At 69.0% G+C, this 21,906-nt stretch carries 19 protein-coding genes and 1 pseudogene; 15 read left to right on the forward strand and 5 right to left on the reverse strand.

Annotated features, from left to right (window positions below; all coding sequences use genetic code 11):
- Nucleotides 1-36 precede the first annotated feature (36 nt).
- Nucleotides 37-2,502, reverse strand: coding sequence for a SpoIIE family protein phosphatase (locus OG798_RS40750; protein WP_267063226.1), 2,466 nt, complete (start codon nt 2,500-2,502; stop codon nt 37-39).
- Between the two features lie 245 nt (nt 2,503-2,747).
- Here OG798_RS40750 and OG798_RS40755 point away from each other — a divergent pair, with 245 nt between their 5' ends.
- The 4 genes from OG798_RS40755 (at nt 2,748) to OG798_RS40770 (ending at nt 4,467) form a co-directional block, all read left to right on the forward strand.
- Nucleotides 2,748-3,032, forward strand: a complete 285-nt coding sequence (locus OG798_RS40755; protein ID WP_328758644.1) for a hypothetical protein — start codon at nt 2,748-2,750, stop codon at nt 3,030-3,032.
- A gap of 333 nt (nt 3,033-3,365) precedes the next feature.
- Nucleotides 3,366-3,620: a hypothetical protein gene (locus tag OG798_RS40760; RefSeq protein ID WP_121414585.1), complete on the forward strand. Its 255-nt coding sequence runs from the start codon at nt 3,366-3,368 to the stop codon at nt 3,618-3,620.
- Between the two features lie 27 nt (nt 3,621-3,647).
- On the forward strand, nt 3,648-4,067 hold the full coding sequence (locus tag OG798_RS40765; protein WP_121414584.1) for an SsgA family sporulation/cell division regulator: 420 nt from the start codon (nt 3,648-3,650) through the stop codon (nt 4,065-4,067).
- 70 nt (nt 4,068-4,137) lie between these two features.
- Complete coding sequence (locus OG798_RS40770) at nt 4,138-4,467, forward strand: NIPSNAP family protein (protein ID WP_121414583.1); 330 nt, start codon at nt 4,138-4,140, stop codon at nt 4,465-4,467.
- Between the two features lie 533 nt (nt 4,468-5,000).
- Here OG798_RS40770 and OG798_RS40775 read toward each other — a convergent pair.
- Nucleotides 5,001-5,618, reverse strand: a complete 618-nt coding sequence (locus OG798_RS40775; protein ID WP_267063228.1) for a TetR/AcrR family transcriptional regulator — start codon at nt 5,616-5,618, stop codon at nt 5,001-5,003.
- A gap of 243 nt (nt 5,619-5,861) precedes the next feature.
- Between OG798_RS40775 and OG798_RS40780 the strand changes: the two genes are divergently transcribed.
- Nucleotides 5,862-9,083: a bifunctional cytochrome P450/NADPH--P450 reductase gene (locus tag OG798_RS40780; RefSeq protein ID WP_328758645.1), complete on the forward strand. Its 3,222-nt coding sequence runs from the start codon at nt 5,862-5,864 to the stop codon at nt 9,081-9,083.
- 131 nt (nt 9,084-9,214) lie between these two features.
- Nucleotides 9,215-10,261 (forward strand): zinc-binding dehydrogenase, encoded by a 1,047-nt coding sequence (locus OG798_RS40785; RefSeq protein WP_121414580.1) that lies wholly within the window; start codon nt 9,215-9,217, stop codon nt 10,259-10,261.
- A 117-nt stretch (nt 10,262-10,378) separates the two neighbouring features.
- Here the strand turns inward: OG798_RS40785 and OG798_RS40790 are convergent, their stop codons facing one another.
- Both OG798_RS40790 and OG798_RS40795 read right to left on the reverse strand, forming a co-directional pair.
- Nucleotides 10,379-10,573 (reverse strand): hypothetical protein, encoded by a 195-nt coding sequence (locus OG798_RS40790; protein ID WP_147474150.1) that lies wholly within the window; start codon nt 10,571-10,573, stop codon nt 10,379-10,381.
- 43 nt (nt 10,574-10,616) lie between these two features.
- The gene (locus OG798_RS40795) at nt 10,617-11,252 is read right to left on the reverse strand and encodes a TetR/AcrR family transcriptional regulator (RefSeq protein WP_095851817.1); all 636 of its coding nucleotides are present in this window, start codon (nt 11,250-11,252) and stop codon (nt 10,617-10,619) included.
- 137 nt (nt 11,253-11,389) lie between these two features.
- Between OG798_RS40795 and OG798_RS40800 the strand changes: the two genes are divergently transcribed.
- The 5 genes from OG798_RS40800 (at nt 11,390) to OG798_RS40820 (ending at nt 17,890) form a co-directional block, all read left to right on the forward strand.
- Nucleotides 11,390-12,535 carry a VOC family protein gene (locus tag OG798_RS40800; protein WP_121418250.1) on the forward strand — a complete coding sequence of 382 codons (1,146 nt, stop codon included), beginning with the start codon at nt 11,390-11,392 and terminating at the stop codon, nt 12,533-12,535.
- Nucleotides 12,532-13,470, forward strand: a complete 939-nt coding sequence (locus OG798_RS40805; protein WP_121414578.1) for a fumarylacetoacetate hydrolase family protein — start codon at nt 12,532-12,534, stop codon at nt 13,468-13,470. The genes OG798_RS40800 and OG798_RS40805 overlap by 4 nt, the downstream gene beginning before the upstream one ends.
- Nucleotides 13,467-15,089, forward strand: coding sequence for a bifunctional 3-(3-hydroxy-phenyl)propionate/3-hydroxycinnamic acid hydroxylase MhpA (mhpA, locus tag OG798_RS40810; RefSeq protein ID WP_328758646.1), 1,623 nt, complete (start codon nt 13,467-13,469; stop codon nt 15,087-15,089). Before OG798_RS40805 ends, mhpA begins: the two co-directional genes overlap by 4 nt.
- Before the next feature lie 16 nt (nt 15,090-15,105).
- Nucleotides 15,106-17,124: an acetoacetate--CoA ligase gene (locus tag OG798_RS40815; RefSeq protein ID WP_121414576.1), complete on the forward strand. Its 2,019-nt coding sequence runs from the start codon at nt 15,106-15,108 to the stop codon at nt 17,122-17,124.
- Between the two features lie 148 nt (nt 17,125-17,272).
- Entirely contained in the window at nt 17,273-17,890 is a 618-nt protein-coding gene (locus OG798_RS40820) for a malonic semialdehyde reductase (RefSeq protein WP_121414575.1), read from the forward strand.
- Between the two features lie 465 nt (nt 17,891-18,355).
- On the opposite strand, the gene OG798_RS40825 is transcribed toward OG798_RS40820, so the two are convergent.
- Complete coding sequence (locus OG798_RS40825) at nt 18,356-18,661, reverse strand: hypothetical protein (RefSeq protein WP_267064000.1); 306 nt, start codon at nt 18,659-18,661, stop codon at nt 18,356-18,358.
- A 50-nt stretch (nt 18,662-18,711) separates the two neighbouring features.
- Here OG798_RS40825 and OG798_RS40830 point away from each other — a divergent pair.
- The 4 genes and pseudogenes from OG798_RS40830 to OG798_RS40845 form a co-directional block, all read left to right on the forward strand.
- Nucleotides 18,712-18,969: pseudogene (locus OG798_RS40830) on the forward strand (GTP cyclohydrolase); the annotation flags it as partial.
- 293 nt (nt 18,970-19,262) lie between these two features.
- On the forward strand, nt 19,263-20,186 hold the full coding sequence (locus tag OG798_RS40835; protein ID WP_328758647.1) for a hypothetical protein: 924 nt from the start codon (nt 19,263-19,265) through the stop codon (nt 20,184-20,186).
- 533 nt (nt 20,187-20,719) lie between these two features.
- Nucleotides 20,720-21,634 carry a HipA family kinase gene (locus OG798_RS40840; RefSeq protein WP_267063234.1) on the forward strand — a complete coding sequence of 305 codons (915 nt, stop codon included), beginning with the start codon at nt 20,720-20,722 and terminating at the stop codon, nt 21,632-21,634.
- Nucleotides 21,631-21,906 (forward strand): SelT/SelW/SelH family protein, encoded by a 276-nt coding sequence (locus tag OG798_RS40845; RefSeq protein ID WP_054237070.1) that lies wholly within the window; start codon nt 21,631-21,633, stop codon nt 21,904-21,906. Before OG798_RS40840 ends, OG798_RS40845 begins: the two co-directional genes overlap by 4 nt.

Consider the following 21,906-nt stretch of genomic DNA (forward strand, 5'->3'; position numbering starts at 1 on the left):
GCCCTGGCGGCCGTCGGCCGCCCGGTCGGTCGCGCGTCATGCCGCAAGGGCTTTGGAGGGCAGGTCTTGTTCGGCCCAGACGACCTTGCCGTCCGTCGCGGAGCGGGAGCCCCACCTGCGGGACAATTGAGCGACGAGGAAGAGACCGCGGCCGTTCTCGTCGATGGTGTGGGGCTGGCGTGGGCGTGGGTGGCTGGTGTTGCTGTCGGAGACTTCGCAGGTCAAGACCTGGTGCTGGATGAGGCGTAGGCAGATCGGGCCGCCGCCGTAGCGGATGGCGTTGGTGACCAGTTCACTGACGATCAGCTGCACGGTGGCCACCAGATGGTCAAGTCCCCATTGGCTGAGCTGACGGGCGGCTGCCTTCCGGGCGGTGTGGACAGCGGCCGGATCGCTCGGCACTTCCCAGGAGGCGACCTGGGCCGGTTCGAGTCCGCGAGTCCGCGCAAGGAGCAAGGTGACATCGTCGGCCGGGGCCTGAGTCGGCAAGGTCTCGATCACGTGAGAGCACAGGTCTTCCAGGGACGAACCGGACCCTGCCAGGGCGGCGCCCAGGCGATCCAGGCCCACGTCGATGTCGTCGTCGCGGGACTCGACCAGACCGTCGGTGTAGAGCGCGAGCAGAGTTCCCTCGGGCAGTTCCAGTTCCACGGACTCGAAGGGGACCAGACCGAGGCCGAGGCCGAGCGGGGCCCCGGCGGGCATGTCGGGGAAAGTGATACGGCCCTGCGGGTCGATGATCGCGGGCGGGGGATGCCCGGCCCGCGCCATCGTGCACCGCCGGGTGACCGGGTCGTAGACGGCATACAGACAGGTGGCGCCCACCGCCGCGGGGGCCTCGTCCGGAGCGTCGGCATCTTCCTCGCTCAGCCGCCTGACCGTGTCATCGAGGTGCGTCAGCAGTTCGTGGGGAGGCAATTCCATGTCCGCGAGCGTGCGGACGGCGGTGCGCAATCGGCCCATCGTCGCCGCGGCGTTGATGCCGTGTCCGACCACATCTCCGACGACGAGGGCCACCCGGGCGCCAGACAGCTTGATCACGTCGAACCAGTCGCCCCCCACGCCGTGGTCCATGTCGGCCGGCACATAGCGCGAGGCCACATCGAGGGCGGCGCCGCCTCCCACATGGTGGGGGAGCAGGTCGCGTTGGAGCGTCAGGGCCGCGGTGCGTTGGCGGGCGTACTGGAGAGCGTTGTCCAGGCTGAGCGCGGCCCGGGTGACGAGCTCCTCGGCGAGGAGGAGGTCGTCCTCCTGGAACGGCGTCTGGTCCTCGGAGCGGCCGAACACCGCCAGTCCCAGCACACAGCGCCGCGCACGGATGGGTACGACCATCAAAGAGTGGACGCCGCTGTCACGGACCTTCTGCGTGCTCACCGGGTCGTGAAGGGCCCAGGGGCCCGAACGGGTGTCGAGCACCGATTCCAGGTAAGAGCTGCCCGTGCGCAGGGCGGTGGCGAACAGCGAATTCGGGAAGGGGCGGATCACTTCTTCGCGCACCCACGGCAACTTGAGGGTTCCCGGGTGGATGGAGGCCACACCGGCACGGCGCAGCACAGGTGGGCGGCCGTTCGCCTTGCCGGGCCCCGTCCAGGTATCCACGCCGAACGGAACCGACTCCATCAGGTCGACGACTGCGTGGTCGGCCAGCAGGGGCACGGCGAGGTCGGCCAGTTCCTGCCCGGTCCGCATGACCTCGAGGGTGCTGCCGATGCGCGTGCTGGCTTCGCTGAGGATGGCAAGGCGCTCGCGCGACCGCCGGTTGCCGGTGACGTCCACGCTCATGGAGCACACTGCCAGTGCCGTGCCGTCAGCGTCCTGGAGGCAGAAGAACGAGGCCGAGAACGCGTGCTCCCGGCGCCGGTCCGTCGATGACCACGCCCGGTACTCGTGGACCATGGTGGTGCCACTCTCCAGCACCTGCCGCATCACCACCTCGAGCGCTTCGGCCTCGACGGCGGGCAGTGAGTCCCGCAGGCGGCGTCCGAACCGTCGCTGACGAGGAGTGCCGTCGTGGCGCTCCATGACGTCGTTGACCCAGGTACAGCGCAGCTGCGGGTCATAGACAGCGATGCCGACCGGTGCGTGGGCCAGGAGCGACTCCCGCACAGCTCCGTTGGACGCCCCCGAGGACAGGGTGCCTATGTCGGTCACGGACACCAGCCAGCGGGTGCCGGCGTCCTGCCCCCACAGCCGTGAGATCCGCAGCGTCATTTTGATGGCGTGGCCGTCGCGGTGGCGGACCGTCACGGCGCCGGACCAGCCATCCTGGGCACGGCACTGCTCGGCGAACGCCGGAGCACTCGGGGCGCTTTTGGCGGGCGGCAGCACGTGTGCGGCGGACCGGCCCACCACTTCCCCGGCCGAGTACCCGACAAGCTGCTCGGCGGCGTGCGTCCACCCCACCACGGTCCCCTCCGCATCGAGCATCGCTATCGCCGCATCGGGTATCTCTCGGGGACTCACCGGCTCGGCGAGTGGCGTGTGGTCGGTGGTGTTCGTCATCCGGTTCTTCCCATCGGTGCGGGTGTGAGACAGCGTCGGCGTGTGGGGCGTCGGCCCGATCTGTGGCCGTGGTGGAAGCCGGCACGACGTCTGCCAACCTTGGACGACTTTGTCCACTTCTGATGAAATAGTCAGATACGACCGCTTTATCGTCAAGCCCCTCGAATCTGATCAAATGCCCAAATGTGACCGCATGCTGTCAGTGTCGATGCCGGTCCCTCGCAGGAACCGATTCGAACGCCGTCGTGGCCGATGTGCTCGAGGAGTACGCCCAAGCCGTCGACGAACGCCTGCACGGCGTCGTTGATCCCGCCGAGCGCCTCGCTGGGGGTGTGCGGCTCAGCGCGCGCATGGCTGAGTCATACCCGGAGATCATGCGGATCCTGTGCCACGGCCGTCGGCTCGGTCGGATATGTGCCGGTGACGGACTGGCTCCGCGGGCGAAGTGTGACGTGGAGGAGGGCATGGCCGCAGGCCGGTTCACCGTGGTCGAGTCCGACGGCCGCGGCCGATGGGGGAGAGGCGGGTGAACGCCCGGGAATTGCTGTCCAGTTGCTCGTCGGTCTGGCTGATCTCTGCGGATCGGAGGGCGAGATGGTCGATGCAGGTGAACATCTTCTCGAAGGCCAGGCGTAGTTCGTCCAGGCGACCGACGCGGTCCGGGCGAGGGCATCGAGCTGTTCATGCCGCTGTCGGCCGTGCGAGCCGATTTCGCCACCTCGACAGTTCCGTACGATGTATGGTAATTCTGGGAAGGTACTTCCATACGGCGTATGGAAAAGTTCGCTCGGGCCACACCAGGCGCCACACATCGCCTGCATGTAGTCGATGGTGCAGATCGCACCAATCGGGAAGGAAAGATCATGAACAAGCTCACGAGGCGCGTTGCCGTCACCGCTTCCTCCGTGGCGGTCGCGAGTGCCGCTGTTCTTGGTGCGGGGGGTACCGCATCGGCCGCGCCTTCTGTATCCGCGCACGTCCAGCGTCCGGCCGTCAGTGTCAACGCCGGCGACCACCGCTGGGACCACGGTGTCGGCTACCTGCTCGAACTGGGCTACTCCTGGGACGAGATCCGTGGCTGGTGTCACGACGTCCAGGTTGAGATCAGCGTTCGCTGACCGCCACCCAGCCGGGAGTGAAAGTCGATGGAGTCTTTGAAGACCGTCGTGCAGGGGGTGGCCGTGCAGCTTGTCGTCTCGCGCACCTACTCGCTGTCCATGTGCATGAGCCTGCGGTACGAGCCCACTGATCCCTATGTCGTCCGTGCCGCCTTTTTCACCGACACCGACGAGCAGACCGAGTGGGTTCTGGGGCGTGAACTCCTGGCCGATGGCCTGACGGGTTCCACAGGCTGTGGGGACATCCGGGTCTGGCCGGCCGTCGGCCGTGGTGACCAAGCCATGTACATCGTTCTCGGGTCTCCCGCGGGGACCGCCTTGCTCGAGGTTCCCGTGCAGGACGTCAGAACCTTCCTCGAGAACACGGAGGCGCTGGTGCCACGGGGCACCGAGTCCGGACGCATCGACTGGGGGCTCGAACTCGCGAACTTGTTCGCGAAAGGCTGAGAGAAGCCTCCCAACCGCTGTGCCGCTGGGGATCCTTGTCCCGGCGGCAGAAGAGAAGGAAAGAGAGTTCATGTCCCAGTACCAGCTTCGTGTCTACACACTGCGCAGCCCTGAGGCGCTCGTCGCCTACGAGGACATCTGGTCCAAGCACATTCCCGGTATGGCCAAGCACAGGATCACCACACACGGCGTCTGGACGGTGCCGGCGACTCCCGGGACTGAGGTTCCCCAGCTGTACGCCCTCGTTTCCTACCGGGACGCCGACGACGTTCAGGAGCGACTGGGGGCGTACCTCTCCAGCCCCGAATTCCGCGCGGACATGGAGGGCTTCGACATCAGTCAGATCGTCGGCGTCGCCGAGTCCGTCCTGACGCCCACCGCCGACTCACCCTTGCGGTGACAGGTACCGCCGCTGGAAGTCTGCGGCGACCTTCACGTTCGTGTCGGAACGCCGCGCGACTCCGCCAAGGGGCTCGCTGGACGGCAAGCGGCATGGATGAGACTGGCGAGGTCGCGGGGACGGTTGCAGTTGCCGTAGACCCGGTGGAGCGCCTATCGGTACGGGCGGCTGACGCCCGGTGACATGGAGGCCCGCCGACCGGGGATGAACGCGTACCGGCGGCACCGTGCGCCAGGCTGCTGCCGCGTCCGGAGCTTGGCCGGCCCAGCCATGCGCAGGGTCGTCGTCCGGAGTACGAGCGAGTCGCACGGCGGCATCCAGGGCCCTGGCCACTGGAGGATGCTGCGCTTTCCTGGGACGGTGCGAGACCGCGGGCGACGCACACCGTCCAGGCGGCCGCACTGCGGCAACACTGACCGCGAGGTTTCGAGAGGGCCTTTCCGGATGTGATGGGTGCCTTCTCATGCGCGCCGCGGCCTGACCCCGCCCCGCCACGGGCCGGCGTCAGGCCGCAACACTTCAGGTCTGCACAATCAATGGCCGACGCCCTGGCCGTCACCATCGGCGGCGAGTCGGCTCTCCAGGCCCATGATGATCGTGTCCAGCGTCAGGCGGAAGACGCGGTTCTCGTCGAGGTCTGGAGGTGTGAGCCCGTCTTCGCCGACAGTGGGGGGTTTGAGGCTCGACCACCGGTGGAGCGCGCCGTTGAGTTCGGCGGTGAGGACACCGGTGATGACGGCGCCCACGAGAGCGGTGATCAGCGGGAGCTCCGAGTGCGGTACCTCCGCGGCGTCCAGGATCGCGGTGAGCGCAACCCAGAACGGGTCTTCGGGCTGGATGAAGTCCGCCTGGTGGCTGAATGAGTAGGCCATGAGCTTGGGGTGACGGTGTGCCAGCGTCCGGAAATCCGTGGCGAGCAGGCGGATGCGCTCCTGCCAGGGAGCGTCCTCCAGTGTCACGGTGCGGAACTGGGTGCCGACCATTCTCGCCACGCCGCGCAGCACGGCGTCCTTGTTCGGCACGTGGTGGTACAGCGACATCGGGTTCGCATCAAGCACGGTCGCGAGTTTGCGCATGGTGAGCGCCTCGACCCCGTCCGCGTCGATGAGCCGCAGGGCGGCGGCATAGATCCCGGCCTCGGTCAGAGGCACCTCTCTCTTCCTGGTTCCCCGCGGGGGACGCTTCGCCTTTTCCATACGCGGACGGTATCAGTTTCATACAACGTATGGAAATGACCTCGGTCACCGGAGGCGTGTCGGTCGCCCTCACGGTCTCGGGTTGCGGTCGACTTTCCATACGTCGTATGGTACCAATTCCATACGGCGTATGTTTCCGTGGTGCGGCCGGGTTTCGGCCGGCACCTGCCATCCCCTCCCTGCACAAAGGAGCAAGCCATGTCCACACAGTCCGAGGCCGGCCTGCGACCCATCCGGTCTCCGCGCGGGGTCCCGCTCTTCGGCCACACGCCGCAGATCCCCAGCACCAACCCGGTGGAGTACTTCGGCAAGCTGTCCAAGCAGTTCCCCGAGGGGCTCTACGGCATGGAGATCGCCGGTATCGAGCAGGTCTTCGTCTGGGACCCGGACCTGGTGGCCGAGGTCTGCGACGAGACGCGGTTCTACAAGCAGATCGAGAAGACACCGCTGAACCACGTCCGGGACTTCGCGGGTGCGGGCCTGTTCACGGCTCATCAGCACGAGGAGGAATGGGGCATGGCGCACCGGATCCTCCTGCCGGCGTTCAGCCAGCGGGCCATGAAGTCCTACTACGGGCAGATGCTGGAGATCGCTCAGAACCTGGTGGGCAAGTGGGAGAGCAGGGAGGGCCGGCCAGTCAAGATCACCGACGACTACACCCGGCTGACCCTGGACACGATCGCCCTGTCGGGGTTCGGCTACCGGTTCGACTCCTTCGCCAAGGAGGATCTGCACCCCTTCCTCAACGCGCTGCTCGAGGCGCTGGTGGAGTCGCTGCGGCGCTCGCAGGAGCTGCCGATGATGACCAAGCTCCGCAAGGCCGATGACAAGAAGTACCGCGAGAACATCCAGCTGATGCGGGACCTGGTCGAGAACGTGATCAAGGAGCGCCGTGAGGGCATCGACACGGGTGAGGATGATCTGCTAGGTCTGATGCTGCAGGCCACGGACCCCGACACCGGCAAGGGGCTGGACGACGACAACGTCCGCGACCAGGTGGTGACCTTCCTGATCGCCGGCCACGAGACCACCAGCGGTCTGCTGTCGTTCGCCACGTACTCGCTGATGCGCAACCCGCACGTCCTGGCCCAGGCCTACGCCGAGGTGGACCGGCTGCTGCCGGGCGACACGGTCCCGGACTACGACACGATCATGCAGATGGACGTGATCCCGCGGATCCTGGAGGAGACCCTGCGCCTGTGGGCTCCCATCCCGCTGATCGGCAAGTCCCCGCTGGAGGACACCGTCATCGGCGGCTGCTACGGGCTGAAGAAGGGAACAAGGGTCAACATCCTCGAAGGCCCGCTGCACACCCATCCCAAGGCGTGGGAGCGGCCGGAGGAGTTCGACATCAACCGGTGGCTGCCGGAGAACCGGGTCAACCACCACCCGCACGCCTACAAGCCGTTCGGGAACGGTGTGCGCGCCTGCATCGGCCGGCAGTTCGCGCTTACTGAGGCCCGCCTGGCCCTCGCGCTGGTGCTGCAGAAGTTCAAGTTCTCCGACACGACCGACTACAAGATGGACGTGCGGGAGGCGCTGACGCGCAAGCCCGGCGACTTCGAGCTGGTCGTGCGGTCCCGTCAGGAGCACGAGCGCACCGTCTTCGGCGTCGCGGACCTGCAGACCGACGACACGCAGCACCAGGCCGCGGTCAGCGGTGTCGGGGTGAACCTGACCGTCGCCTACGGCTCCAGCCTCGGCTCGTGCGAGGACCTGGCGCGCACCATCGCCGACCGCGGCGAGCGCTCGGGGTTCGGCACCACCTTGGTCGGCCTGGACGAGCTGGGTGACAACCTGCCCACCGAGGGCCTGCTCGTCGTCGTGGCTTCCAGCTACAACGGCAAGGCTCCGGACAACGCGCAGCGTTTCGACGAACTGCTCACCGCCGGGCTCCCGGAGGGCTCGCTGTCCAACGTGCGGTTCGCACTGCTCGGTGCCGGCAACACCCAGTGGGTGGCCACCTACCAGGGCTTCCCGAAGCGGATCGAGGCTGGCCTGCTGGCCGCCGGCGCCACCCGCGTCGTCGAGCGCGGCATCGCGGATGCCGCCGGTGACTTCGACGGCATGGCCACCCGCTGGATGGACACCCTGTGGACCACCCTGGCCGAGGAGTACGCCGCCGACACCTCCGAAACCACAGGGCCGCGCTTCCAGGTCCAACTGCTCACCGAGGCCGACGTGCGCCCCGCGATCGTCTCCGAGCAGGCCTACCCCCTCACGGTCGTGGCCAACGAGGAACTCGTCGACGACCCGACCGGCCTGTGGGACTTCAGCATCGAGCCGCCGCGCCCGGCCGCGAAGTCCATCACCATCGAACTCCCCGACGGTGTCACCTACGACACGGGCAACCACCTGGCCGTCTTCGCCAAGAACGAGCCGCAGCTGGTGAACCGCGCCCTCGCGCGGCTCGGCGTCGACCGCGACCAGGTCCTGCGCCTGGACCAGCCCGCCGGCGGCCGCACGCACCTCCCGGTGGGCACCCCCGTCACCGCGGGTCTGCTGTTCACCGAGTTCCTGGAGCTGCAGGACGTGGCCACCCGCTCCCAGATACGGACGCTGGCCGGGCACACCGAGTGCCCTTGGACCCGGCCGCAACTGCAGGCCTATACGGCCGACACCGCCGAAGCCGAGGAGCGCTACCAGACCGAGGTCCTGGGCAAGCGCGTCTCCGTGCTCAACCTGCTGGAGCGCTTCCCCGCGGTCGAACTGCCGCTGGCGGTGTTCCTGGAGATGATGGGCCCGATCCGCCCGCGGTTCTACTCCATCTCCTCCGCTCCGCTGGCCGACCCGCGCCACGTGCGCCTGACCGTCGGCCTGCTGGAAGGACCGGCCCTGTCCGGTGACGGCCGGTACCGCGGCACCTGCTCCTCCTACATCGCGGGCCTCAACCCCGGCGACGTCGTCTACGGCTATGTGCGCGTACCCTCCCCGACCTTCGCCCCGCCGGCCGACCCCGCCACGCCGCTGGTCCTCATCGGCCCGGGCACCGGCATCGCGCCACTGCGCGGCTTCCTGGAGGAGCGAGCCCACCAGCACGCGAACGGCACCCAGGTGGGCCTGTCCCAGGTCTTCGTCGGCTGCCGCCACCCGGAGCACGACTACTTCTACGGCCAGGAGATGCAGGCCTGGGAGAAGTCCGGGATCGCCCAGGTGCACACCGCCTTCTCCGCGGTGACCGGCCACCCGGCCCGGTTCGTCCAGGACGCCATCGCCAATGCGGCCGACACCGTGTGGCAGGCCATCCAGGACGGCGCGTACATCTACGTCTGCGGTGACGGCCGCCGCATGGCACCCGCCGTACGCGAGGCGCTCGCCGCCATCTACCGCACGCACACCGGCAGCGACGACGAGGCCGCCCAGCAGTGGCTCGCCCAGCTCGAGGCCGACGAGCGCTACCAGCAGGACGTCTTCGCCTGACCCCCCGGACGCCGGGAGGAGTGCGGCGGTCCTGACAACCCGCACCTTCCCGGTCACCACTCACCCACGAGGCTCCACACGGCACCCGTCGGCCGAACCGCCGGAGTGCCGCTCACAGAAAGCAGAGCACCATGGACACCATGCTCGCCGGGCGCTTCCACCTGGACAGCAAGAAGTTCGCCGTCGAGGAGGTCCCCGTCCCCGTGCCCGGCCCGGGCGAGGTCCTCATCGAGGTCAAGGCCGCAGGCGTCTGTCTCTCGGACGTCCACCTGCTCGATGGCTCCCTCGTACCGCTGTTCGCCACCTCCGACACGGTCACCGTCGGCCACGAGGTTTCGGGCGTGATCCACACCCTCGGCCCCGACCTCAAGCGAGGCCTGACCGTCGGCACCCGCGTCACCCTCGAGGCCGGCAAGACCTGCGGCCAGTGCGCCGGCTGCGTGCGCCGCCGCCCCTGTACCCAGATGCGCACCGCCGGCATCGACTACGACGGCGGCTGGGCCCAGTACACCCTCGCCCGCGAGGACACCCTCATCCCCATCCCCGACAACCTCCCCTTCGACCAGGCCGCGATCATCCCCGACGCGGTCTCCACCCCCTACGCCGCCGTCGTCACCACCGCGGGCGTACGCCCCGCCCAGTCCGTCGGTGTCTGGGGCGTGGGCGGAGTCGGCGCGCACAACGTACGCCTCGCCCGCCTGGTCGGCGCCGCGCCGATCATCGCTGTAGACCCGCTGCCCAGCGCCCGCGCACGCGCCCTGGCCTTCGGCGCGGACTTCGCCCTCGACCCGGCTGCCGACGACTTCGCCGACCAGGTCCGCGCGGCCACCGGCGGACGGGGTCTGGACTTCGCCTTCGACTGCGCCGGCGTGCCCGCCGTCCGCGAACAGGCCGCCGCCGCACTCGGCCTGGGCGGCTCCCTCATCCTGGTCGGCATCAGCCCCAGGCCCCTCACCATCACCGAGGGCCTGACCTTCAACTACCTGGGCAAGCAGGTGCGCGGCCATTACGGCGGCAGCCCCGAGTCCGTCACCGAGCTGGTCCGGCTGGCCGAGGTCGGCCGTCTCGACCTGGCCCCCTCCATCACCGACCACATCCCGCTCGCCGAGGCCGCCGACGCGGTCAACCGGCTGGAGAACAAGATCGGCGACCCGATCCGCCTCATCCTCGTCCCCTGACGACTGAACAGAAAGTTCACCAAGACCACCTCGGGCAGGGGTGAGTGGGCGCCGGTGCTTGAGGGAGCACCGGCGCCCACAGTCTTTCGCTACCGACCTGCCTGAACCACAGGCGGTTCAGAGCCACCCGCGGCGGCCCGCCTGCGCGCCCGCCTGGAATCGGCGCGTCGCCCCGAGGCGGGTAGTCAGGTCGGTGATCCGGCGGCGCAGGATGCGTGCGCCGAGGCCGGGTCGGCGGGCTGTGGTCTCGTCCTTCGTCGCGGGCGTCGACGCGGCCCTGGCGGCGCTGAAGTAACCGCCCAGCGCAAGCACGCAGGAGCCCGGCATCCCTTCTGGACGCCGGGCCCCTGAGCTGTCAGTCGAGGCCGGGCAGCGGGCGCCGGGTGACCTCACGGGCGTCGTCCGGAGGCACGCCGAGCATGCGCAGGACCATCTCTGCCAGGTCGGAGGCGGCCTCGTCCCCGTCGAGGTCGGGGCGGGCCAGCCGCAGCGCCACGAGGGAGATCAGGGTGCCGCCCAACGCGGACAGGGCGGTGGTCGCGTTGCGGCAGGTGAAGCGGCCCGAGGCGATGCCGATCTCCAGGTCGCGCAGGGCTCGCGGGGCGAGGCCCCGGTCGGAGTGGATGTAGGCCAGACCGCGGTCACGCAGGATCCGCATGAGTTCAGGGTGGGAATCGGCCATCCGGGCGGTGAGCCGGAAGCCCGCCGCGACGAGCTCGGCCGGGTCGTCGATTCCTTGTACGCGCTCGTCTATGACCTGCCCGAACTCGTCCAGGGCGTCTGTCACCGCGGCGTCGAACAGCTCCGTCTTGGACTCGAAGTGGTTGTAGAAGGAGCCGAAACCGACGTCCGCGCGCTCGGCGATGGCCTGGATGCTGGCGCTGGTGTCCCCGGTCTCCGCGAGGATCTGCCGGGCCGCGCGGACGAGCGCCTGACGGGTCTCGGCACGGCGTCGCTCGAAGCGGTTCTTGGGCGGGGCTGACGTCGGCATACGGCGAGTGTAACAACCGTCGCGATGAGTCTGCCATTACTGATGAGATTATCAATTATTTGGGTCCGCCCTATTGACGATGGGTAACGGCAAAGTTGATGATTTCCTCATTACAGCAGTGTTGCTTGGAGGACACCATGTCCCACACCCGCGTTAACAAGGCCGCTCCCCAGACGCCCCACCAAGACCTCCACAGCGAGGAGGGCGCCCTGCGCGGTGAGCATCCGGGACGGTCCCGGAATCCCGTGATCAAGGTGGCCGACCTGGCCTGGCTGGAGTTCGAGAAGCCCGACCTGGACCAGGCCGAGGTCTTCGCCCGTGACTTCGGCTTCGCGATCGCCGCCCGCACCGAGGACGAGCTGTGGCTGCGCGGCACCTTCGCCGGCTCGCCCTGCATGGTGATCCGGCGGGGGCGTGCGTCCCGGTTCATCGGGCCGGCGTTCCGCGCGGCCGAGCGGGCCGACCTGGACCGGCTGGCCCGCGCCACCGGCAGTACCGTCCGGGACATCGGCGTACCGGGCGGTGGGCAGTCGGTCGCCCTGCTCGATCCCTCGGGCCTGCCCGTCCGGGTCGTGCACTGCGCCGAGCAGCTGCCCGCGTTGCCCGAGCAGGAGCCGCTGATCCTCAACTTCGGTACCGATCACGGTCGTACGAACGCCACCCAGCGTCCGCCCCGTGAGCCGTCCCGTATCCAGCGGCTGGGCCATGTGGTGCTGGAGACCCGGGTGTTCGCCCGCACCCTGGACTGGTACCTGGACACCCTCGGGATGATCGTGTCCGACTTCCTGTTCCTGGACGGGCAGCGCGGGCGCGGGCCGACGATGGCGTTCGTCCGGTGCGACCAGGGGAGTGTGGCTGTCGATCACCACACGCTGGCCCTGCACCTGGGGCCCGGAACCGGCTATGTCCACTCGGCCTACCAGGTCACCGACCTCGACGCGATCGGCGCCGGCGGGGAGTACCTGACCGAGCGCGGTTACCAGCGCAGCTGGGGCATCGGTCGGCACATCCAGGGCAGCCAGCTGTTCGACTACTGGCGCGACCCCGACCACTTCATGCTGGAGCACTTCGCCGACGGCGACCTCTTCTCCTGCGACCTGGAGCCCGGCTGGGCACCGATGTCGGCGAGCGGCCTGGCCCAGTGGGGTCCGCCGGTCACCCGCGACTTCCTGGGCGCCAGCCCTTCCCCCGCCAAGCTGCGCGAGGTCATGACGGCCCTGCGCGGCGACAACGAACTCGACCCCGCACGCCTGCTGGGCCTGATGAAAGCGATGAGCTCATGAGCACCAACGTTCTGCGTACCACCGAGGGCTGGTGGGTCGTCCGGGACGAACGCGCCGTCCGCGTCGAGACCAAGGCCGTCACCACCGCCGAACTGCTCGCTGACCGGGACGCGGTCCGCGAGGCCGCCGCCTCCGCCGAGAGCGGCACGCCCGTCGCCGACCTGGTGGCGCTGCCTCCGGTCACCACCCCGTGCCGGGTGGTCGCCCAGATGGTCAACTACCGCAGCCACGCCAAGGATTCGGGTTTCACCGGCGACATCCCGCCCACCTTCTTCCGCAAGGCGTCCGGCTCGGTCAGCGGCCCCCATGACGCGATCATCCGCCCCGGGCACGTGAAGTTCCTCGACTACGAGGTGGAACTCGGCCTCGTCATGGGTGCGACCCTGCCCGTGGGCACCGTCGTCGAGGAGCAGGACCTGCCGCGCTATGTCGCCGGCCTTGTCCTGACCAACGACGTCAGCGCCCGCGACGTCCAGCTGACCAAGACCCAGTTCTACGAGAGCAAGTCCTATCCGACCTTCACGCCGACGGGTCCGTACCTGGCCCTGCTGGAGCCCGAGGACTTCGCTCACCTGCTGAACCTGCGGTTGCAGCTGTCGGTCAACGGCGTGTCGCGCCAGGACCGCACGCTGGCCGACATGATCGTGCGGCCCGCGCAGGCGCTCACCCTGCTCGCCCGCTTCCAGACCCTCGCCCCGGGCGACCTGCTGCTGACCGGCACTCCCGGCGGCACGGCCCTGAAGGCCCCGCCCAAGGCGGCCGAGAAGATCGGTGCGCTGCTGCCGCCCGCACTGAAGTGGAAGGCGTTCTTCAAGGGCCAGGCCAAGAACCCCAAGTACCTGCGCAAGGGTGACCTCGTCACCGCCACGATCGCCACCCCGGACGGGCGGATCGACCTCGGCGAGCAGCGGACCCCCGTTGCGGACGCATCATGAAAGCCGCATCCCGGAGACCGGTGGTGATCATCGGTGCGGGACCCGTCGGGGTCATGGCCGCCCTGCTGCTCGCCCGGCACGGAGTGCGCAGCTTGCTCCTCGAACGTCACCGGGACATCTACCCCCTGCCGCGCGCCGTCGTCGTGGACGACGAGATCCGCCGGATCCTGCAGAGCGCCGGTGTCCACGAGGAGTTCGCCTCCCTCGCCCGCCCGGCGCCCGGACTGCGGCTGCTGGACGCCGGGCGCCGCGTGATCGCCGAATTCCCGCGGTCCATGCACGGACACCACGGCTTCCCGGAGACCAGCATGTTCGACCAGCCCGAGCTGGAACGCGTGCTGCGTGACGCCCTGGCGCGCCGCCCGGAGTGCGAGCTGTGGAGCGGGGTGGAGGTCGTGTCCGTCACCCAGTCCGTCGCACGGGACACCGACGGACCGAACGATCCGACGGGTCCGGTCCGGGTCACCCTTCGGCGCGACGGCGGCGACGAGGAGGAGCACCTGTGGGCCGATGCCGTCCTCGGCTGCGACGGTGCGGGCAGTCTCACCCGCGATGCCATCGGCGCCGTATGGGAGGACCTGCACTTCGAGGAGAGCTGGCGGGTCATCGACGTGCGCACCAGCCGCCCTGTGCGCACCTGGGAAGGCGCCGAGCAGATCTGCTCCCCCACCCAGCCGGCCACCTTCATGCGCGTCGGCGAGGACCGCTACCGCTGGGAGTTCAGGCTGGCCGACGACCAGAACCTGGACGGCCCGGACGGATGGGAGCGCCTGCGCGAGCTGGTCGCCCCCTGGGTGGACCTGCCGCCCGACGCCTCGCCGGGCAACGACTTCGAGGTGGTGCGGCAGGCGCAGTACACCTTCCGGGCCCGCCTCGCCGACCGGTGGCGCAAGGGGCGCGTCTTCCTGCTGGGCGACGCCGCCCACCTCACCCCGCCGTTCGTCGGGCAGGGACTGTGCACGGGCCTGCGCGACGCCCAGAACCTCACCTGGAAGCTCGCCCAGGTGCTCCAACGGGGCGCACACGAGGGGCTGCTGGACACCTACGAACGCGAGCGCAAGCCGCACGCCCGCCATGTGATCCGCGTGGCGGTCGCCGTCGGCTGGGCCATGACCGGCGGACAGGACCGCGGTGCGGCGTTCCGCCGGGCCGTCGTGGGCACGGCCTGTCGCATCCCCGGTGTGACCGCGGCGGTGAGCCGTGACCTCAGTCCCGCCCTGACCGCCGGTCCGCTCGTACGGCGCCGCCCCAGGCTGACCGGCCGCGTGCTGGCCGGCACCTTTGGCCCGCAGCCCTGGGTACGGCACGACGGCAGGCGAGTGCGCCTCGATGACGTCCTCGGGGACTCCTTCGCCGTCCTGACCGCTGTGCCGCCCACGGCGCAGATGACGGCCGTGGCCACGGCACTCGGTGCCCCGATGATCCGCGTCGACGATCTGGGCGACGACGGCACCCTGGCCGGCTGGCTGGCCCGCGGCCGTGCCGACGCCGTCCTGCTGCGCCCCGACCGCGTCGTGATGGACACCGTCCCGGTCGGCACCGGCGACTTCACGGACACCGTCGCCTGGGCCCCCCTGCTGCACACGGCCCGCCATACCGCCGACGCCCGGCCCGCCTGACGAGGAGCTCCACACCATGACCACCCCGCGCCCTGAGCCGTATACGGAACCCTTCTTCACTCCCGACCCGAAGGTGGCCGCCCACAGTCGCATCGCGGACTTCGCCCGATGGGCGGCCCGACACCGGGGCGCCGAAGGGATCCAGGACCCCACGGACTACCGAGCCCTGTACGAGTGGTCCGTCACCGACCTCGAAGGGTTCTGGGCCGCGGCGTGGGAGTACTTCGACATCGACGCGACGACTGAGTACGAGCGGGTGCTGGCCGAGGAGACCATGCCCGGCGCCCGCTGGTTCCCCGGCGCCACCCTCAACTACACGCATCACGCGCTGCGCAACCTGCAGCCGGACGCTCCCGCGATCACCGCCCTGGACGAGACCGGGGCCGGCTATGAGATCACGGGCCGGGAGCTGCGCGCCCGGGTCGCCTCCGTCGCCGCCAGCCTGCGCGACCTGGGCGTCGGACAGGGCGACCGGGTGGTGGGCTATCTGCCCAACACCCCCCACGCCGTCATCGCCTTCCTCGCCACCGCAAGCCTGGGCGCGGTGTGGTCGGTGTGCGGCCAGGACTACGTACCCAAGGCGGCCGCCGACCGCTTCGCGCAGCTCGAACCCACGGTGCTCATCACCGCGGACGGCTACCTCTTCAACGGCACCACCCACGACCGCCGCGCCGCCTCGCTCGAACTCGCCGCCGCCCTGCCGACGCTGAAGGCCACGGTGCTCGTGGACCACGTGGGCCTTGCGTGGCCCGAGGGCGGGGACGCGGGGCTGACGGTTCCCTGGGAGGACGCGGTCAGCCGCGTCGAGTACCTCACCATCGCCCCGGTGCCGTTCGACCACCCCCTGTGGGTCGTCTTCTCCTCCGGCACCACCGGACTGCCCAAGGGCATCGTCCACGGGCACGGCGGGGTCCTGCTCGAACACCTCAAGACCCTCGGCCTGCACACCGATCTGGGCACCGGGGACCGCCTGCTGTGGTTCACCACCACCCACTGGATGATGTGGAACCTGGTCGTCTCCACCCTGCTGACCGGTGCCACCACCTGCACCTACGACGGCAGTCCGGTTCCGCAGGCGCGTCCGGACGTCCTGTGGGAGCTGGCGGCCCGTCACAAGGTCACCGTCTTCGGCACCAGTCCTCAGTACCTGCTGACCATGGCCAAGCTGGGCATCGAACCCTCCGTATACGACCTGTCGGCCATCCGCGTCGTCGGCTGCACCGGCTCCGCTCTGCCCGCCTCCGCCTACCCCTGGGTCCGCGACCACGTGGGCGCCGGCGTCCAGTTGGCCTCCACCAGCGGCGGTACGGACATCGTCTCCGGCTTCGCCGGCAGCGCCTCCACGACCCCCGTCTGGGCTGGGGAGCTGTCCGCCCCCAGCCTCGGCGTGGCCCTGGCCGCCTACGACGCGACGGGTATCCCTGTCCTCGACCAGGTCGGCGAACTGGTCGTCACCCGGCCCATGCCGTCCATGCCGCTGTACTTCTGGAACGACCCCGACGGCAGCCGCTACCGCGACGCCTACTTCGGCGCCTACCCCGGTCTGTGGCGGCACGGCGACTGGATCACACTCACCTCGCACGGCTCGGTGATCGTCCACGGCCGCTCCGACGCCACCCTCAACCGCAACGGCGTGCGCTTGGGCAGTGCCGACATCCACGACGTCGTCGAACGCCTCCCCGAGATCACCGAGGCTCTCGTCATCGGCGCGGAGGAATCCGACGGCGGCTACTGGATGCCGCTCTTCGTGGTCCTCGCCGACGGGGTCGCCCTGGACGACTCCCTGCGCGTCCGGATCCGCGACGCGATCCGCACCGGCGCCTCACCCCGCCACGTCCCCGACGAGATCCTCGCCGTACGGGCCCTGCCGCACACGAAGACCGGCAAGAAGCTCGAGGTTCCCGTCAAGCGCCTGCTCCAGGGTGCCCCCGCCGAGCAGGTCCTGAACCCCGCGGCGGTCGACAACCCCGACCTGATCGCCTACTTCGCCCGCCTGGGCGCGGAGCGGAACAAGCGGTCAGCGCACGACACATGACGTCGGCCAGGGGACCCCGGGCCCACGTGACAGCACCGGGTCCTCGTGCCCTGCCCGGCTCCGTAAACCCCGTCCCCAGGGGGTGGTGCCGGGGTGGTCAACCCGCCCCGGCACCACACACAACCGAAGTAAGAGAGAAATGATGAGCATGACCGACCGCGAACCGCAGGCCCTCGATGTCCTCGACGACGCCGGACGAAAGGTGCTGTTCACCGAGGCCCGCACCGCGAACACCTTCGCCGAGGTGGCCGTTGCCGACGACGAACTCGCCATGATCTGGGAACTCGCCCGCTGGTCGCCGAGCGCCGCCAACGGCCAGCCTCTGCGCGTGCTCTTCGTGCGGACCCGAGAGGGCAAGGAACGACTCGTCCGGCATCTCGACGAGGGCAACAGGGCCAAGACGCTCAGTGCGCCGGCCGTGGCGGTCCTGGCGTACGACGTCGACTTCCACGAGCAGATGCCGACCGTCTTCCCGGCGCGCGGAGACTTGCTACGAGCGGCGTTCGCCGACCAGATCGACGCGCGCGAGAGCATCGCGGCCTACAACTCGGCACTGCAGACCGGGGTCTTCCTCCTCGCGGTCCGCGCGTCGGGGTTCGCGGCCGGTCCCATGGCGGGCTTCGACAAGGCAGGTGTGGACGGGGAGTTCTTCGCCGGTACCAGCTGGCGCTCGCAACTGGTGGTCAACATCGGTCACCCCGGTGCCGACCCGTGGTTCCCGCGGCTGCCCCGTGTGCCCGTCGAGGACGCCGTCGCCTATGCCTGAGGGCATTGCGGCCGCCTGATAGGTGAGAGGCGCCATGCCGTGGGCGCCGGTGCTCTTCCGAGTACCGGCGCCCATTTTTCACGGAAGTGGCTGTGACGGAATTTCTGCAGAGGTATCAGGGCACGAGAACGAGACCAGGGCGCCGATCGACACCGTGACAATCAGTGCGCCGTCGTGCGGCTCACGCATCACCCGCTGTCAGTCGGCCTGTTGCTCGGCGGGCCGCAGCTCACGTGGCGAAGAACAGGCCGACGATGACGAAGCCGCTGTACGGTATCACCCATTCCGTACGCCGTATGGAATGTCGGCAGGTGCAGGCAGGAGGGCGGTGTTGAGCCCCTCCTGCCTGCTGTCTGGGCGTGGTCAGGAGTAGCTGATCCTGAGATCGGCGGCCGCCTCCCTGTCGCCGGCGGACATCACGGCGATGTGCACGGTCTGAGCCCACCCGTGCCAACGCCGCCTGTCTCACTGGTTGTCGCAACCCCGGTTGCGGTTGGACCGGTTGGAGTCGTGGTCATGCCGGTTCGAGTCGCGGTCGGACCGGTCGCAGTTGTAGCGGTGGTTCCTGTCGTGCTTCCAGCTGTAGTCCTCGTCGTCCCAGTAGGAGAAGTGACTGCGGCGGTCGTACTGGTGCGAGTCGGCGAAGCGGTCGCTGTGCTGTCGGGCGCGGTATCCGTCCCGGCGGTAGTCCTCCTCGGAGTTGTGCTGGTAGGCGACACTGCGGTCCCCGCGATAGTCGTCGGCCTTGACGCTGACGGCCGGACGCTGCACGTGCGCGGACTCGGGAACCGCGGCCGAGGCGGCGCCCCCGGCGCCGAGAAAACGCGGCCCTCGGCCTCCCCGAGGACGCCCGCGACTACACCGCCGCCGCTCAGATGCTCGCCGCCCTCGGCATCTTTGAGCTGGACCTGCTGTCCAACAACCCGGACAAGGCGGCCCAGCTGCGCGCCTTGGGCCTGACGGTGGCCCACCACGTTCCCACGGGCGTCTTCACCACCGCCCACAACGTCCGTTACCTCCGTACCAAGGTGGTCCGCACCCAGCACACGCTGCCGCTGACGGGACTGACAGCGGGCTGACGGCCGATGGCCATCGGGTCATGGCCCCACCGTGTCGTCACCGCGATGCCGCGCGTGACCAGACACAGTTCGCCATGCGGCGTGTCGCCCGGCACGAGGCCCGGGTTCCGGTGCAAACGTCGCCGTCATTACGAGTGACGGGTGAGTCTCTTCCCTGCTGATAACACCTCTCGACTTTCCGTACGACGTATGGAACCTCGGGGTGTCAACGCATCGGCACCTCTCTCGCGTCGGGTGGCGCAATACAGAGCCGACCGCCGGGCAGGAGCGACCCGCGCTGCTGCAACCTGCGAGTGACCTCGCGAAGCGACTTGTATATCCTTCTCAGTCCGCCCGATGGCACGGCCTTGCTCAAAGCCCCGGCGCGGGAAATCAAGGATTTCCTGCAGGGCACCTCATCGCCGGAGGATGACGGAAACCAGCTGTTCCGCACCGAGAGGCTGGGCCGCTCAAGGGTCCCGCTCCATCGAGCTCTGTTCGCGCGCGCACCCTGGGGCTGGCACACTGAATTTGTGCTTCCGCTGATGGCCGCCGCAGTTCAGGATGCGTTTCCATCGATTCCTGGTGCTGGCGTTGTGTCGGTTTGCGCGTTGATCTTTACCGTCGCGTCCTTCTGGTGGATCAACGCCAGGCAAGGGCACCTGAAGTCCTGGGAGCCTCATTCCTTTGCCGCGATTGTCCACTGCTCCATGGCTCGCCTGCGGCTTCCGCTCGTCCTTCACAACACCGGTGCCAAGCCGATAGTGGTGCAGGATCTCAGGTTGACCTTCCCCGATGAGCCTGCCTCCCATCTGCCACTCCTGTGGATATCTTCGCCGTCCCGTCTCCAACCCGGGCCGGAGGACGAGCCGAAGTTGCCAGCCGGATTCGCCGTGGCCGGCAGAGAAGCGCAACAGCTCCTCGTCGAGTTCGAGGCACCGTTTTCCGGATTCGTTCCGGAGCCCCGCGATTACAAGGTTCAGCTTCAGGCGAAGGTCGGTCACCGCAAAGGGTGGCGCTCCCTGGTGACGTTCACCTTGAGGGCCGCCAACATCATTGATCCCGACCGGTACACCGTCTACAGCAACGCACCTCTTGAACTGACGAAAGAGGACAGGCAGAAGGCGGACGCCGCGCTCCTGGAGCTGCTGGACGGGCAAGAGGGCCTCTCTGCTCCGCGTGAGAGGAAGCGGCGGGACTCATTGAATGACGAGGGCGACACGGGCACGAATCTCTAGAGCGGGAAGACGGTCCCGGGCTTCGCCGTGGCGAATGTGTCGACGCCCCGCCAGCTGCCCGTCGGAGCCGGTCAGACTGTGGCCGGGCAGGAGACGCTGCCGCGGCCAGTGGCTAGACCGTGGCCTGGCCGTCACCGGAACGTTCGGCGACCGCGGCGTGGCTGACCGTCCCAGGTCCGCGCCCAGGAGGTCTCCGTGGCCGTCCCCGCTGTGACGGGGGCCATCTTGTCCTGGCTGCAGCGGTTCAACGCCCCGCCGCCTGACTCGCCCCCACGCGTCATCACAGCCAGGGCCCAAGTCGCGGACTTCACCTGCCGAACCGCTCTGGAGGCGGGAGAGTCTGTCGTGACCGTGGCGCGGTGGCTCGGTCACTCCTCGCCGGCGATCACGCTCGGTTACTATGCTCACTTCGCTGCATGCCGGTGGAAACTCCCCAGATTCTCCCCAGGGCTGATGATGGATACTTCTCGCTGTTGCGCACGCCTGAGGTTGGGCGTGGATTGTAAGGCTAAAGAGATGAATGGCCTGAGAAAATGCTGAGAGAGGTCACTGCAACCCACTACATCGCACCCTTGCGGGCCGGTGGTTCCGTCCCCGGAGTCGTCGAGGCCGATGACCTGGGGACGTATGTCGTGAAGTTCACGGGCTCCGCGCAGGGCCGCAAGGCGCTGGTCGCCGAGGTGATCGTCGGTGAACTGGCGCGCGCCCTCGGGCTGCGCTTCCCCGAGCTGGTCCTCGTCCACTTCGACCCGGCCGTCGCCGAGCACGAGCCGCACCAGGAGGTCCAGGACCTGCTGCGCGTCAGCGCAGGGATCAACCTCGGCATGGACTATCTGCCGGGCGCGAAGGACTTCACACCGGAGACGGCCAGGACGTTCCCCGTCGACCCGCTGGAGGCGGGCGAGGTGATCTGGCTGGACGCCCTCACGGTCAACGTGGACCGCACCGTGCACAGCTCGAACCTGATGGTCTGGCCGACGTTCGGCATCGCGCCCCCGCGGCTGTGGCTGATCGACCACGGCGCCGCCCTCGTCTTCCACCACCGCTGGGACGCCTCGGCACCGGAGAAGGCGTACGACTTCCGCAACCACGCCCTCGGCGGCTACGCCCCGGACACCCGCGCCGCCGACGCGGAACTGGCGCCCAAGGTGACGGAGGAGCTGCTGCGCGAGGTCACCGCCGCGGTGCCGGACGCCTGGCTCGCGGAAGAACCCGGTTTCGCGACCCCGGACGAGGCGCGCGAGGCCTACGTCCGCTATCTACTCGCCCGCGTGAAGGCCTCCGCGGACTGGCTCCCCACGGACTTCCCGAGCCGTGAACAGCTTGCCGCCGAGGACGCGGACCGCGCGACGAAAACCCAGCAGGGCCGCCCGAACTGGCTCAAGCGGGTCCCCGACCTGCACGGCAAACCGGCGGCGGAACAGGATTGGTCGGTGCACCTCGGATGACAGACGTCCAGCGCGTCCAGATCGAATACTGCACCCAGTGCCGCTGGCTGCCCCGCGCGGCCTGGCTGGCCCAGGAGCTGCTCACCACCTTCGAGACGGAACTCACCGAGCTGTCCCTGAAGCCCGGTACCGGCGGCGTGTTCGTCGTCCGCGTGAACGACGAGGTGGTCTGGGACCGGCGCGAGCAGGGTTTCCCGGAACCGACGGCCGTGAAGAAGCTCGTACGCGACCGAGTGGCCCCGGGAAGGTCCCTGGGCCACTCGGACAAGTGA

Source organism: Streptomyces sp. NBC_00271, from assembly GCF_036178845.1.
In the GTDB taxonomy this organism is placed as follows: Bacteria; Actinomycetota; Actinomycetes; order Streptomycetales; family Streptomycetaceae; genus Streptomyces.

Bases quoted from the DNA above. Each gene is read 5' to 3' on its own strand.
- OG798_RS40820 (WP_121414575.1), top strand. From the start codon at position 17,273: ATGACCGACCGCGAACCGCAGGCCCTCGATGTCCTCGACGACGCCGGA.
- mhpA (WP_328758646.1), top strand. From the start codon at position 13,467: ATGAAAGCCGCATCCCGGAGACCGGTGGTGATCATCGGTGCGGGACCC.
- OG798_RS40805 (WP_121414578.1), top strand. From the start codon at position 12,532: ATGAGCACCAACGTTCTGCGTACCACCGAGGGCTGGTGGGTCGTCCGG.
- OG798_RS40785 (WP_121414580.1), top strand. From the start codon at position 9,215: ATGGACACCATGCTCGCCGGGCGCTTCCACCTGGACAGCAAGAAGTTC.
- OG798_RS40800 (WP_121418250.1), top strand. From the start codon at position 11,390: ATGTCCCACACCCGCGTTAACAAGGCCGCTCCCCAGACGCCCCACCAA.
- OG798_RS40765 (WP_121414584.1), top strand. From the start codon at position 3,648: ATGGAGTCTTTGAAGACCGTCGTGCAGGGGGTGGCCGTGCAGCTTGTC.
- OG798_RS40750 (WP_267063226.1), bottom strand. From the start codon at position 2,502: ATGACGAACACCACCGACCACACGCCACTCGCCGAGCCGGTGAGTCCC.
- OG798_RS40840 (WP_267063234.1), top strand. From the start codon at position 20,720: ATGCTGAGAGAGGTCACTGCAACCCACTACATCGCACCCTTGCGGGCC.
- OG798_RS40815 (WP_121414576.1), top strand. From the start codon at position 15,106: ATGACCACCCCGCGCCCTGAGCCGTATACGGAACCCTTCTTCACTCCC.
- OG798_RS40845 (WP_054237070.1), top strand. From the start codon at position 21,631: ATGACAGACGTCCAGCGCGTCCAGATCGAATACTGCACCCAGTGCCGC.
- OG798_RS40795 (WP_095851817.1), bottom strand. From the start codon at position 11,252: ATGCCGACGTCAGCCCCGCCCAAGAACCGCTTCGAGCGACGCCGTGCC.
- OG798_RS40780 (WP_328758645.1), top strand. From the start codon at position 5,862: ATGTCCACACAGTCCGAGGCCGGCCTGCGACCCATCCGGTCTCCGCGC.
- OG798_RS40770 (WP_121414583.1), top strand. From the start codon at position 4,138: ATGTCCCAGTACCAGCTTCGTGTCTACACACTGCGCAGCCCTGAGGCG.
- OG798_RS40760 (WP_121414585.1), top strand. From the start codon at position 3,366: ATGAACAAGCTCACGAGGCGCGTTGCCGTCACCGCTTCCTCCGTGGCG.